At 72.1% G+C, this 12,270-nt stretch carries 12 protein-coding genes and 1 tRNA gene; 5 read left to right on the forward strand and 8 right to left on the reverse strand.

Annotation, left to right across the window (positions count from 1 at the left end; all coding sequences use genetic code 11):
• Window positions 1–44: 44 nt before the first annotated feature.
• On the forward strand, window positions 45–617 hold the full coding sequence (locus ACSQ2D_RS15790) for an HhH-GPD-type base excision DNA repair protein (protein ID WP_435986884.1): 573 nt from the start codon (window positions 45–47) through the stop codon (window positions 615–617).
• Window positions 618–710: 93 nt separating this feature from the next.
• Here ACSQ2D_RS15790 and ACSQ2D_RS15795 read toward each other — a convergent pair whose 3' ends face one another.
• On the reverse strand, window positions 711–2,081 hold the full coding sequence (locus ACSQ2D_RS15795) for a cystathionine beta-synthase (RefSeq protein WP_435986885.1): 1,371 nt from the start codon (window positions 2,079–2,081) through the stop codon (window positions 711–713).
• Between the two features lie 155 nt (window positions 2,082–2,236).
• Between ACSQ2D_RS15795 and ACSQ2D_RS15800 the strand changes: the two genes are divergently transcribed.
• Window positions 2,237–3,442 carry an SGNH/GDSL hydrolase family protein gene (locus ACSQ2D_RS15800; RefSeq protein WP_435986886.1) on the forward strand — a complete coding sequence of 402 codons (1,206 nt, stop codon included), beginning with the start codon at window positions 2,237–2,239 and terminating at the stop codon, window positions 3,440–3,442.
• 84 nt (window positions 3,443–3,526) lie between these two features.
• On the opposite strand, the gene ACSQ2D_RS15805 is transcribed toward ACSQ2D_RS15800, so the two are convergent.
• Complete coding sequence (locus ACSQ2D_RS15805) at window positions 3,527–4,285, reverse strand: hypothetical protein (protein ID WP_435986887.1); 759 nt, start codon at window positions 4,283–4,285, stop codon at window positions 3,527–3,529.
• A 325-nt stretch (window positions 4,286–4,610) separates the two neighbouring features.
• Between ACSQ2D_RS15805 and ACSQ2D_RS15810 the strand changes: the two genes are divergently transcribed.
• The gene (locus ACSQ2D_RS15810) at window positions 4,611–5,834 is read left to right on the forward strand and encodes an acetyl-CoA C-acetyltransferase (RefSeq protein WP_435986888.1); all 1,224 of its coding nucleotides are present in this window, start codon (window positions 4,611–4,613) and stop codon (window positions 5,832–5,834) included.
• A 126-nt stretch (window positions 5,835–5,960) separates the two neighbouring features.
• Here the strand turns inward: ACSQ2D_RS15810 and ACSQ2D_RS15815 are convergent, their stop codons facing one another.
• From ACSQ2D_RS15815 to ACSQ2D_RS15825, 3 genes are all read right to left on the reverse strand, one after another.
• On the reverse strand, window positions 5,961–6,386 hold the full coding sequence (locus ACSQ2D_RS15815; protein WP_435986889.1) for a hypothetical protein: 426 nt from the start codon (window positions 6,384–6,386) through the stop codon (window positions 5,961–5,963).
• A 194-nt stretch (window positions 6,387–6,580) separates the two neighbouring features.
• Window positions 6,581–6,880, reverse strand: a complete 300-nt coding sequence (locus ACSQ2D_RS15820) for a hypothetical protein (RefSeq protein WP_435986890.1) — start codon at window positions 6,878–6,880, stop codon at window positions 6,581–6,583.
• A gap of 22 nt (window positions 6,881–6,902) precedes the next feature.
• Window positions 6,903–7,778, reverse strand: coding sequence for a Bax inhibitor-1/YccA family protein (locus ACSQ2D_RS15825; protein WP_435986891.1), 876 nt, complete (start codon window positions 7,776–7,778; stop codon window positions 6,903–6,905).
• A 185-nt stretch (window positions 7,779–7,963) separates the two neighbouring features.
• On the opposite strand from ACSQ2D_RS15825, the gene ACSQ2D_RS15830 reads away from it, so the two are divergent.
• Window positions 7,964–8,038 (forward strand) — tRNA-Leu (locus ACSQ2D_RS15830).
• A 191-nt stretch (window positions 8,039–8,229) separates the two neighbouring features.
• The gene (mptB, locus tag ACSQ2D_RS15835) at window positions 8,230–9,810 is read left to right on the forward strand and encodes a polyprenol phosphomannose-dependent alpha 1,6 mannosyltransferase MptB (RefSeq protein WP_435986892.1); all 1,581 of its coding nucleotides are present in this window, start codon (window positions 8,230–8,232) and stop codon (window positions 9,808–9,810) included.
• Between the two features lie 33 nt (window positions 9,811–9,843).
• Here mptB and ACSQ2D_RS15840 read toward each other — a convergent pair whose 3' ends face one another.
• The 3 genes from ACSQ2D_RS15840 to ACSQ2D_RS15850 all read right to left on the reverse strand — a co-directional run bounded on the left by ACSQ2D_RS15840 (window position 9,844) and on the right by ACSQ2D_RS15850 (window position 12,268).
• Window positions 9,844–10,818, reverse strand: coding sequence for a Ppx/GppA phosphatase family protein (locus ACSQ2D_RS15840; protein ID WP_435986893.1), 975 nt, complete (start codon window positions 10,816–10,818; stop codon window positions 9,844–9,846).
• On the reverse strand, window positions 10,811–11,386 hold the full coding sequence (locus ACSQ2D_RS15845; protein WP_435986894.1) for a DUF501 domain-containing protein: 576 nt from the start codon (window positions 11,384–11,386) through the stop codon (window positions 10,811–10,813). The genes ACSQ2D_RS15840 and ACSQ2D_RS15845 overlap by 8 nt, the downstream gene beginning before the upstream one ends.
• Window positions 11,387–11,470: 84 nt before the next feature.
• Window positions 11,471–12,268 carry a septum formation initiator family protein gene (locus tag ACSQ2D_RS15850; RefSeq protein ID WP_435986895.1) on the reverse strand — a complete coding sequence of 266 codons (798 nt, stop codon included), beginning with the start codon at window positions 12,266–12,268 and terminating at the stop codon, window positions 11,471–11,473.
• Between the last annotated feature and the right edge of the window lie 2 nt (window positions 12,269–12,270).

Genomic DNA, 12,270 nt, shown 5'->3' on the forward strand with positions numbered 1-12,270 from the left:
CCCGGTCCCGCCGGCAGCGGATGGGCGCGTGAGAGCATGCCTGCATGGGCTTCCAGATCGCCAACGAACCAGCCGCCGACCAGGTCCTCGACGAGTACCCGTTCGCCGTCGTCGTCGGGATGATGCTCGACCAGCAGTACGGCATGGAGCACGCCTTCCGCGGTGGCTACAAGGTGCTGAGCCGCTTCGGCACGCTCGACCCCGCCGCGATCGCCGACGCGGATCCCGAGGCGTTCAAGGCCATGGCCAGCACCCCGCCGGCCATCCACCGCTTCCCCGGCTCCATGGCGGCCCGGCTGCAGGAGCTGGCCGCACTCGTCGTCGACCGCTACGACGGCGACGTCACGCGGCTCTGGACCGAGGCGACCACCGGCAAGGAGCTCTTCGCGCGCGTCCAGGAGCTGCCGGGCTTCGGCAAGCAGAAGGCGCAGATCTTCGTGGCCCTGCTCGCCAAGCAGCTCGGCGTGAGGCCCGAGGGCTGGGAGGCCGTCGCCGGGGACTACGCGCTCGACGGCTACCGCTCGGTGGCCGACGTCGTCGACGGCGATTCCCTCCTCAAGGTGCGGGAGTTCAAGCAGGCCAAGAAGGCCAGCGCCAAGGCCGCCCAGGACGCCTGAGCCGCAGCCCTTTTCGCACGTATGCCGCTGGGCTCGCTTCTCGTGGAAGCGAGCCCAGCGGCATACGTCGTCTCAGGCTGTGCCTGACGGAGGTCAGTCGGCGAGGAAGCCGAGCAGGTCGGCGCGGGTGAGGACGCCGATCGGCTTGCCGTCCTCGACGACGAGGATCGCGTCGGACTCCTCGAGCTCCTTGCGCGCCGCCGACACGGGCGAGCCGGCGCCGACGAGGGGCAGGCCCTTCTCCATGTGCTTCTCGACGGAGTCGGCGAGGTGCGCCTGACCGGTGAAGAGCGCTGCGAGCAGGGCCCGCTCGCTGACGGATCCGGCCACCTCACCGGACATGACGGGCGGCTCGGCCTTGACGACCGGCATCTGGGAGACGCCGTACTCGCGCAGGATCTGCACGGCGTCGCGGATCGTCTCGTTGGGGTGCGTGTGCACGAGGGCCGGCATGTCGCCGGACTTGCCGTGCAGCACCGAGCCGACCGTCGCCTCGGTGTGGTCGTTGAGGAAGCCGTACGAGTGCATCCACTCGTCGTTGAAGATCTTGCTCATGTAGCCGCGGCCCGAGTCGGGCAGCAGGACGACCATGACGGCGTCCTCGGGCAGGTCCTTCGCAGCGCGCAGCGCGGCCACGACGGCCATGCCGCAGGAGCCGCCGACGAGCAGGCCCTCCTCGCGGGCGAGGCGACGGGTCATCTCGAACGAGTCGGCGTCGCTGACGGCGATGACGTCGTCGACGACCGACGGGTCGTAGGCGCCCGGCCAGAAGTCCTCACCGACGCCCTCGACGAGGTAGGGACGGCCCGTGCCGCCGGAGTAGACGGAGCCCTCCGGGTCGGCCGCGATGACGCGGACGGCGCCGTCGCTGACCTCCTTGAGGTACTTGCCGGTGCCGCTGATCGTGCCTCCGGTGCCGGCGCCCGCCACGAAGTGCGTGATCCGGCCGTCGGTGTCGCGCCAGATCTCGGGACCGGTCGTCAGGTAGTGGCTGTTGGGGCCCTCGGGGTTGTAGTACTGGTTGGGCTTCCACGCACCGTCGATCTCGCGCACGAGACGGTCGGAGACGGAGTAGTAGGAGTCGGGGTGCTCGGGCTCGACGGCGGTCGGGCAGACGACGACCTCGGCCCCGTAGGCCTTGAGCACGTCGCGCTTGTCCTGGCTCACCTTGTCGGGGCAGACGAAGACGCAGTGGTAGCCACGGCGCTGCGCGACGAGGGCCAGACCCACGCCGGTGTTGCCGCTCGTCGGCTCGACGATGGTGCCACCGGGCTTGAGCAGCCCGTCGCGCTCGGCCGCTTCGACCATGCGCAGGGCGATGCGGTCCTTCACCGACCCGCCGGGGTTGAAGTACTCGACCTTCGCCAGGACGGTGCACCTCACCCCCGCGTCCGCGACGACGGAGCCGAGCTTGACCAGGGGCGTGTTGCCGACGAGGTCGGCGACGTTCTCTGCGTACTTCACCCGCCCATCCTAGGAGGGCCGTCCCACGGGCCGAGACACGCGGTGCCGCCACCGCACCGGCGGGAGTCGCGAACCGGGCACGGACGGTCGGGCCGGGGCGTTACCGTGGTGGACCCGGTCGAGAGGGTCGACCACGGCACAGGAGGGGCTTCGGGATGGGGCGTGCACGGCGCGCGCGCAAGATCGCCCAGGCGGCGGCCTACGGCGGCGGGATGGGAGTCGCCGGTCTCGGCGCGCTCGGGGCCCTCGGCTACGGCATCCTGCGCGGCGAGGCGATGATGGCCCGGCGGATCGTGGGCCAGCGCTTCGAGGGCGCGCCGTCCGACAGCGGCACCTACGGGTCCGGCTCGGGCGTGCCCCTGCGGTTCCTCGTGCTCGGCGACTCGACCGGCGTCGGCATGGGCGCCGACCACCCGCACCAGACCGTCGGCGCGACGATCGCGAGCGGCATCGCCGCCTTCAGCGGCCGTCCCGTCGAGCTGACCAACGTCGCCGTCATCGGCGCCGAGTCCAAGGGCCTCGACGAGCAGCTGGAGCGCGGCCTCGCCGCCGTCCCCGACCCCGACGTCGCCGTCATCATGGTCGGCGCCAACGACGTGACCCACCGGATCGACCGCTCCATCGCCGTGCGCCACCTCGAGATGGCCGTGTGCGGCCTGCGGGAGGCCGGGGCCGAGGTCGTCGTCGGCACCTGCCCCGACCTCGGCGCCATCCAGCCCGTGCCACAGCCGCTGCGCCTGCTCGCGCGCCGCTGGTCGCGCGACCTCGCCGCCGCCCAGACCGTCGCCGTCGTCGAGGCGGGCGGGCGCGCCGTGTCGATCGGCGACCTGCTCAGCGAGGCGTTCTCGGCCGAGCCGCACGTCATGTTCAGCAAGGACCGCTTCCACCCGAGCCCGGCCGGCTACGCCCGCGTCGCCGCCGCCCTGCTCCCGACCGTCAGCGCGGCGCTCGACCTCTTCGGTGAGGGCAGCAGCCCGACCGAGCCCAACCTGCACCGCGGCGAGAGCGTCGGCCCGCTGGCCGTGGCCGCGACCAAGGCGGTGACGCAGCCGGGCACCGAGGTGGCTCCGGCCGAGGTGGACGGTCAGGCCAGGGGCGCCCACGGGCGGTGGGCCGTGCTGCTGCACCGGATCCGCCCGACCGTACCCCTGCCGGCGCTCCCCGGGCGCCCCGGAGCCGGCCCTGCGGCGCCCGCCGACGACCCGACCGCGCCGGACCCCGGCGCGAGCGGGACGGCATACGCCGTCGGTGACGTGGACGCGACGCTCACGGGCGGCGGGGCGACCGACGCGGACGGCGCGGACGGCGCGGACGGTGCGGACGGTGCGGACGGGCGGACCGAGGACCCCGTCCTGCGCTGACCCACGCACCCGACCGCCGACGAGGCGGGCGCGACGAAGGGGCCGCCCGCTGTTGCGGACGGCCCCTTCGACGTGCGGTCGGACTCAGCTGATCTTCATGATCTGGTCGGCCTCGGGCGCCTTGATGCCGAGGTCGGCGTTCCACTGGGAGAAGTCGAGCTGTCCCGGGCTGGCGGTCGAGCCGGTGAAGCGCACGACCTCGTTCTTGTCCTTCGAGACGTAGAGCGCGCCCTCGGCCTTGCCCTTCTTGTCGGTGAGGACCCAGCAGTCCACGCCGCCGACGTTCTCGCTCGCGACGTCGGTGGCCAGCTGCTGCGGGGTGACCGCGCCGAAGGCCTTCTGGAGGAAGCTCTTGAGGCTGAGGCTCTCGGTCATCGACGCGGCCGAGGACGGCGCCTTGATGAACTTGTCGCCGGCCTTCTGCACGGCCGCGGGGGCACCCTGCTTCTTCCAGAACGTCTCGTCGCCCTGGATGTAGACGGCGTCGCCGACGGAGATGACGCGCGCCTTGCCGTCACCCTCCATCTCGATGGCGATGTCGGCCGTCTTGCCGTCGCTCGTGCCCTTGAAGTCGATCTTGATCGTCTTGCCGCTCTGGTCGACCTGCCCGACGAAGGCGCCGGACGTCGCGGCCAGCGCGTTCGTCTTGGCCTTGTCGAGGATGTCGGACGCCTCGGGGGCGTCGCTCGCAGCGGTGGTGGACGAGCTCGCCGAGGCGGGCGTCGACGCACTCGAACCGGTGGAGCCGGTGGCGGGCGTCTCGGACTTCGAGCACGCGGCGGCGCCGAGGCTGATCGCGATCGCGCCGGACACGGCGACGACGCGGGTCGTGAAGGTGTTCATGGTGGGCGTGCCCCCTGATTGTCGGAGGGTCCGGTGTGAGTGTCCGGACCGGGCCGGCGCGCGCACGCGCCGGCAACTCATCCACCCTAGCGGTCGCTCCGGCGGACGTCGGAGTCGTACCCGCTCGGCGGAAGCCGTCCTCGGTGCCTCGCCTGACGGCGCGGGGCGGAGGACGCGGCTGCGGTGGGGCCGGCGAGACGCACGTCATGGCCGGTGGCCTGTCCAACCGGTGCGAGGACGTCCTACCATCGTGGGGACTGAGCAAGCGCTTAGTCGCCCGTCGCACCGCCGCGCGGGCCGTCGATGCTGCACCAGGAGATCCCCCGTGACCGAAGCCGTCATCGTCTCGACCGCCCGCTCGCCGTTCGGCCGGGCCTTCAAGGGCTCGCTCAAGGAGGTCCGTCCCGACGACCTCGCCGCGACGGTCATCCAGGCCGCGCTCGACAAGGTGCCCGCGCTCGACAAGCGCCTTGTCGAGGACCTCTACCTCGGCTGCGCCGAGCCCTCGGGTCGCCACGGCTCCAACATGGCCAAGGTCGTCGCCACGCTCCTCGACCTCGACGCGACGCCTGCCGCGACGATCAACCGCTTCTGCGCCTCGTCGGCCCAGACGACGCGGATGGCCTTCCACGCGATCAAGGCCGGCGAGGGCGACATCTTCGTCTCGGCCGGTGTCGAGTGCGTCTCGCAGTACACCGACTGGGCCGGCGCCGGCGGGGCCAAGGAGGACCAGCAGAACGGCCGCTTCGCCGACGCCCAGGCCCGCACGAAGCGCATCGCCGAGACCAACGAGACGTGGACCGACCCCCGCGACGAGGGCCTGCTCCCCGACATCTACATCGCCATGGGCCAGACGGCCGAGAACGTCGCGACGGCCTACGGCATCTCCCGCGAGCGTCAGGACGAGTGGGGGGTCACGAGCCAGAACCGCGCCGAGGCCGCCATCGGCCGCGGCTTCTTCGACTGGGAGATCACCCCCGTCACGACCCCCGACGGCACCGTCGTGAGCAAGGACGACGGCCCCCGCGCCGGCGTCACCCTCGAGGCCGTGCAGGGTCTCAACCCCGTCTTCCGCCAGGAGGGCACCGTCACGGCCGGCAACTGCTGCCCCCTCAACGACGGCGCCGCGGCGCTCGTCATCATGAGCGACACCAAGGCCAAGGAGCTCGGCCTCGAGCCGCTCGCCCGCGTCGTGTCGACGGCCGCGACGGGCCTCTCCCCCGAGATCATGGGCCTCGGCCCGGTCGAGGCGACGAACCTCGCGCTCAAGCGGGCGGGCCTGTCGATCGGTGACATCGACCTCTACGAGATCAACGAGGCCTTCGCCGCGCAGGTCATCGGCTCGGCCGACCAGATCGGCATGGACTACGACAAGCTCAACGTCAACGGCGGCGCCATCGCCATCGGCCACCCGTTCGGCGCGACCGGAGCCCGGATCACCGGCACGCTCATCAACGCGCTGCGCGAGCGGGACGGCCAGTTCGGCCTCGAGACGATGTGCGTCGGTGGCGGCCAGGGCATGGCCGTCATCTTCGAGCGCCTCAGCTGAACCGGCCCTTCCTGCACCACGTCGAGTGGGCACCCTCCCCCGCGGGAAGGTGCCCACTCGACGTCGTCGGGGCGTCAGTTCACCCCGGCGTCCTGACGGACGCTCCCGGCTTCGGTTCGACCTTCGTCAGGGGGTGATCTTGATGCAGGCCCTGGAAACGTAGGTGCGCCTGCTGTCGGCGTAGAGGTAGGCGCAGGCGAGGCCGGTCTTGGCCCAACCCGTGCCCCGGTGCCGGTTCCCCTCCTTGTCACAGCCGTGGGTCGAGGGGTCGCGGTCGATGTACCAGACCTTGCCCGCCGAGTCGATGTAGACGAAGTCCAGCGACCATGCGCACCAGGTCGGTCCGGAGAAGTTCAAGGTCCCGTTGAAGGTCGCGGTCTGGGACGTGATGGAGTTGCCTGAGCCGTATACGTAGTGACAGACCCTTCCCGTCGTCGTGTAGTTGTAACAGGTAGATGCGTTGGCGGACGCTGACGGTGTCGCCAGGAAACTACCCATCAGCGTGGCCAGGACCGCAGCCATGAGGACGCGCAGGCGCCGTGGTTTCGTCATTGAGACTCCCCTCCTGTGAAGTCGTCGACCGAGCGGTCGACGCATGCTCGGTCTACTCCTCGAGCGGGAGGGGCTGCGCGGCGAACCTGTGCTGCCTGCGTGTACCTGCAAGAACGCGTCGTCCACGCCGCGCTCCGTGCTAGGAGCACGCGCCAGGGCCACGCGCAGACCGCGCCCGTCGACGGCCGGGCACGTCAGAGGGAGCGGCGTAGGTCCGCCAGCTCGTCCGCGACCACGCGCGGGTCGGCGTCGGGCCGGGCCCGGAAGAGGTCGAAGACCATGACGGACAGCTGGTCCGTGACGGTGGCCGGACCGAGGTCGGGCACCGGCTCCGCATCGTGTCCTCGGGCCTCGGCCACCCGGTCGGCGAGCGACTGGACGAGGGCCCGGACGGACGGCATACGCGAAAGCGCGTGGTCGAGCGGCAGCTGGTGCCACCGCTCGACCACGCGCCGGAGCTCGTCGGACACCTCGTGCGGGGTCGGCGAACCCACGCTCGGAGGCGTCACGAGGGTGTCAGTCGCGCAGACGCGCGAAGAGACGGACGAACTCGATGTAGAGCCAGACGATCGAGACGATGAGGCCGTGGGCGAGAAGCCACGAGTACTTCCGCGGCGCACCCAGCTGGACGGCACGGTCGATCGTGTCGAAGTCGACGGCGAGGGAGTACGACGCGAGGCCGACGCCGAGGATCGACAGGCCGATGCCGAGAGCACCGCTGCCACCGAAGCCCCAGCCGTCGATGACGCCGGTCATGAGCAGCACGACCTGCAGCAACGAGAAGAGGCCGTAGCCGACGAGGGCGAAGAAGAACATCCGGCGCGTGCGGTCGTTGACCTTGACGAAGCCGGTCGCGTAGCCGACGTACATGGCGACGAACACGCAGAGCGTCGCCATGACGGCCATGATCACGACGCCGGGGTACATCTCGTTGACGACGTTGCTGAAGGCACCGAGGAAGGCGCCCTGCAGCACGGCGTAGACCATGAGCAGCGGCACCGACACCTTCTTCATGAAGGCGATGACGAAGCCGAGGATCAGCGTGCCGACCATGCCACCGAGCCAGAAGGGCATGGCGATGGCCGGGCTGCGGTCGACCATGAACCACGACGCGAAGGCCACGGCGACCGTGACGACGAAGAGCGTGAGGCTCTTGACGACGACGTCGTCGACCGTGACGCGACCGGTGTCGGCCGGGCCGGCCGGCGGCTGCGCGTACATCTCGTTGAGCTGCTGCGCCGTCATCGCGTCCTGGGTCGCGTAGCCGGTCGTCGCAGCCTGGGCGCCCTGCTGCGCCTGCTGCGGGTTGCCCTGGGGCGAGCCGAAGCCGGCGTAGCGCTCCTTCTCGATCTGCTTGTTGAGCCGGTCGAAGACCGGGTTTCCACCTGCCATGTGAGTGCGCTCCTAAAAGCACTGGGTGCCACGACCCGCGACTGGGCGTGGCGACTGTCCCCAAGAGTAAGCGAACGCACCCCTCCGGAAGGTTCCCGCCGGCGAGAAGTGCTCCCCCGACACGGGATCGTGACGCAGGCCGGGGTGACCGCTCCGGCCCGGGGCGACGGCATACTGGGGACCCCGCCCCCGTGGCCCAACCGGCAGAGGCAGGCGACTTAAAATCGCCACAGGTGAGGGTTCGAGTCCCTCCGGGGGTACGACGCAGGCGTCAGTCGTGCGGCACGGTTCGGTAACGCCCTGCTCACGCCTTGGCGTGGCACGGCACGCACCTCGCCGCTCCGCCTAGACTGACCGAAGAGATCGAGGTCCAGGGGCCCCTCCGATGTGCTCCTGCACGGCCTGTGCCGCACCTCGAGTGCGTACCCCTCAGACCACGAAGGAGCAGCGGGTGCTGGAGCATCGTGTCGCCGGTGCGACGACGGCTGCTCCCCTGCGCGCCTCGTGGTCCGTCGACCCGCGCGTCGTCGACTTCGGCGACCGGCTCGTCGCGGCGCTGCGGCGCACGTGGGCCGACCCGATGGTCCGCCGCGGCACGCTCGGGATGTCCTTCGTCGCGGCCGGCTCGATCAGCCCCGCCTTCCTGCCCGCCGACACCTTCGAACTGCCCGCCTCGCCGCTCATCGAGCGCTTCGGCCTCGAGTGGCTCGGCACCGGGGCGGGCCGGGTCCTCACGACGATCCTGCTCGCCGTCGGTATGGCGCTGCTCGTCGACGCCTGGCTGAGGATGCGCCCGGTCCACGGCCGAAAGGCCCCGTCGATGGCCTGGCTCTTCTGGAGCCTTCCGATCATGCTCGCCCCGCCGCTCTTCAGCCGCGACGCCTACAGCTACGCCGCCCAGGGGCAGATCGTCCTGCGCGGCATGGACCCGTACGCCGTGGGTCCCTTCTGGGTGCCGGGGCCGTTCGCCGACCAGGTCGACCCCATGTGGGTCGACACGCCGGCCCCCTACGGTCCGCTCGCGCTCCAGGTGCAGCACCTCGTCGTCAGCGTCTTCCCCGAGAACGCCTACGTGTCGGCCGTCGCCATGCGCGTGCCGGCCCTGCTCGCGGTCGGGCTGCTCGCGTACGCCCTGCCGCGCCTCGCCGAGCGCTACGGCGTCAGCGGTCGGCACGCGCTCTGGCTCGGCGTGCTCAACCCGCTCGTCATGATGCACTTCATCGGCGGTGGCCACGGCGACGCCGTCATGGTCGCCCTCGTGACCTTCGCCCTCCTGCTCGGCAGCCGTGGCCGTTTCGTCCTGGCCGCCGTGACGATCGCCGGCGCCGCCGCCTACAAGCAGACCGCCGTCCTCGCGCTCATCGGCATCGTCGGCATGGCCCTGCAGGCCCAGGCCGACCTCGAGCCCGGAGCGCCTGCACGGCTCAAGGCGATGATCCGCCACGGCCTCGTCTACGGCGGCATCACCGCGGCGACCTTCACGGCCGTCACCGCCGTCACCAGCCTCGGCTGGGGCTGGATCCCCAACCTCTCCGTGCCCGTCTCGCTGCGCTCGATGCTCTCGCCGCCGACGTTCCTCGGCAGTGCGGTCGAGTGGCTGCTGAAGCTCGCGGGCATGCCGGAGAGCGTGACCTCGGCGCCCGTCCCGATCGCGCAGACGATCGGCCTGCTCGCCGGCCTGGCCGGCATCGCCTGGATCACCTGGCGCGTCGCGCCCCGCAACCCGGTGCTCGCGACCGCGGGCGCCCTGCTCGTGCTCTGCGCCTCGGGGCCGGTCATCCACCCGTGGTACCTCCTCTGGGGAGGGCTGCTCCTCGCGGCCGTGCGCCTCTCGGCGAGGCACCTGCGCGCCGTCGTCTTCGTGACGCTCTTCTTCGTCACCTACGGCGTCGTCGACGCGACGGTCTCCAACGGCACGTGGGCACTCGGCGTCTCGGCCGCCCTGTGGATGGCGGCCCGCCTGCGCGCCAACCGTCGTCGCGTGCACGAGCAGGCCGGCGAGCCCGTGCTCGCCGCGCTCCCCCGCCACTGACGGGGCACTCTCGAGGGCCGCTGACGGGGCGGGTCAGCCGCGCCGGGCCGCGCTGAGCGCGATCCCGTCGAGGATGTCGTGCTCGGACGTGACGACCTCGGTGATGCCGGCGCGGTCGACGACCCGCTCGACGACCCGGCGCCACACGAGGGCGCCGGCGCCGATGACGTCGACACGGCCCGGGTGCATGTAGGGCAGCGCGGCGCGCTGCGCTCGCGGCATCGCGAGCAGGTCGTCGCACGCCGCGACCATGTCGGCCGGGGACGAGCGGGCCAGGTGGACGCGCTCGGGGTCGTATGCCGTCAGGCCCAGCAGGTGCGCCGTGATCGTCGTGACGCTGCCGGCCAGGCCGACGAGCGTCGCGATCCCTTCGATGGGCACGGCCGACTCGGCGACGTCGAGCGCCGCGTCGACGTCGCGCGTCGCCGCCGCGATCTCGTCGTCGGTGGCGGGGTCGCTGACGAGGTGCCGCTCGGTCATCCGGACGCAGCCGATGTCGACCGAACGGGCGGCCTCGACGTGGTCGGTGCCGCGGACGAGCTCGGTCGAGCCTCCGCCGAGGTCGACGACGAGGTAGGGCCCCGAGACTCCTTGCGCCGCAAGGCCTCCGGTGGCACCGGCGAACGACAGTGCGGCCTCCTCTTCACCGGAGACGACCTCGGGCGAGACCTCGGAGCCGTAGTGCTGCACGAAGGCCGCGCGGACGCCCTCGATGAAGTCGGCGGCGTTGCGGGCGTCGCGCGAGGCCGACGTGGCGACGAAGCGGACGTGCACGGCGCCCAGCTCACGGCAGGCGGCGGCATACTCCCGCGTGACGGCGAGCGTGCGCTCCATCGACTCGGGGGCGATGACACCGGTGCGGTCGACGCCGTGGCCGAGGCGGACGATCTCCATGCGGCGCCGCACGTCGACGAGGGCACCGGTCGCCGGGTCGACGTCGGCGACGAGCAGGCGGATCGAGTTGGTGCCGCAGTCGATCGCGCCGACGCGGACGGTGGGGTCACTCACCGGTGCCTCCTTCGGCGGCGGCGTCCTCGGCCGCGTGCACGGCCGCGCACGACGTCGGCAGCCACCAGTCGTCGAGCATCGCGAGGGCCTCGTCGCCGAGCGGGTTGACGCCCGGACCGGCCGCCAGCGAGTGGCCGACGAGGACGTGCAGGCACTTGACGCGGGTCGGCATGCCGCCGGCCGAGATGCCGTCGATCTCGGGGACGTCGCCGAGCTCGGCCCGCTGCGCGAGGTAGTGCTCGTGGGCCTTCGCGTAGGCCGCGGCGAGCTCCTCGTCGTGGGCGAGCCGCTCGGTCATCTCCTTCATGACGCCGCCCGTCTCGAGCGTGCTCACGGCGCCGGTGAGGCGCGGGCACGTCGCGTAGTACGTCGTCGGGAAGGGCGTGCCGTCGGGCAGGCGGGGCTCGGTGCGCAGGACGTCGGGCTCACCACACGGGCAGCGGTGCGCCACCTCGGCCACGCCACGCGGGCGGCGACCGAGCTGACGCTCGACGGCGTCGAGATCGGCGACCTCGACCTGGTGGGCGCCGGCTGCAGGCGGTGCGGACGGACGGGAGGTGTCGCTCACGCGGGACTCGCTTCTCGGGCTCTCAGGGGTGACCGTGTTGACCGGGTTGACCGCGGTGACCGTGTTGACCGCAGTGACGGCGGGTCACTTGGTCCGGGTGACCCCGGCGGTGGGTCGGTCGGCGATCTGGATGGACTGCCACACCTTGCCGTACCACGGTGACGCGGCGTTGGCCATGGGCGCGGCCACGACGGGGCGCTCCGCGGCAGGCGCGCTCGCCTCGTTGGTCGACGGGTCGATGACGGTGTAGGCGCGGTCGCCGACCCGCACGAACTTGAGGCGTTCGCGGGCCTGGACCTCGATGTAGGCGGGGTCCTTCCACAGCGCGGCCTCGCGCTCGAGCTGCGTCACGGTGTCGCGCTGCGCGGCGACCTTGTCCTGCATGGCCGAGGCGTCGCCACGCTGCTGCACGAGCGAGCGGAGCGTGGGGACGATGGTCACGGCGAGCATGACGAGGATGCCGAGCAGGATGGCACCGCGCACCCAGGCGGTCGAGGCCGACGGCGGGGCCGTCTGCGGGGAGCGCGGACGAGCCGCGAGGGCCGGACGCTCCTTGCCCGCGCCGGGACGGCTCGCGCGTGCGGCGCCCGGACGGGACTGGCCGGGTCTGGTGGCCGACGTGCGGTTCGCGCCCGCGCGGCCGGTCGACCGCGCGGAGGACGCGCGGCCGGTGGACGAGCTCGCCGGGCCGGCAACGCCGGTCCCCGATCTCGGGGCGGCCTTCGGGCCGGACTTCGCGCCCGGCTTGGGGCTCGGCTTCGCGCCCGGCTTGGGGCTCGGCTTGGCGCCCGGCGTCTGCCGGGATCCGGCCGGTCGCGCGCCACCGCCCGGGCGGCCCGTCGACGACGGGCGGCCCGGGCGGGACGGCGTGCGGTCGGCCACGA

The organism is Terrabacter sp. LjRoot27 (assembly GCF_964254175.1).
Taxonomy (GTDB): Bacteria; Actinomycetota; Actinomycetes; order Actinomycetales; family Dermatophilaceae; genus Terrabacter.

What these genes read in the sequence shown, in the direction of transcription:
- ACSQ2D_RS15805 (WP_435986887.1), bottom strand. Translation starts at nt 4,285, where the DNA reads ATGAACACCTTCACGACCCGCGTCGTCGCCGTGTCCGGCGCGATCGCG.
- ACSQ2D_RS15825 (WP_435986891.1), bottom strand. Translation starts at nt 7,778, where the DNA reads ATGGCAGGTGGAAACCCGGTCTTCGACCGGCTCAACAAGCAGATCGAG.
- ACSQ2D_RS15790 (WP_435986884.1), top strand. Translation starts at nt 45, where the DNA reads ATGGGCTTCCAGATCGCCAACGAACCAGCCGCCGACCAGGTCCTCGAC.
- ACSQ2D_RS15815 (WP_435986889.1), bottom strand. Translation starts at nt 6,386, where the DNA reads ATGACGAAACCACGGCGCCTGCGCGTCCTCATGGCTGCGGTCCTGGCC.
- ACSQ2D_RS15800 (WP_435986886.1), top strand. Translation starts at nt 2,237, where the DNA reads ATGGGGCGTGCACGGCGCGCGCGCAAGATCGCCCAGGCGGCGGCCTAC.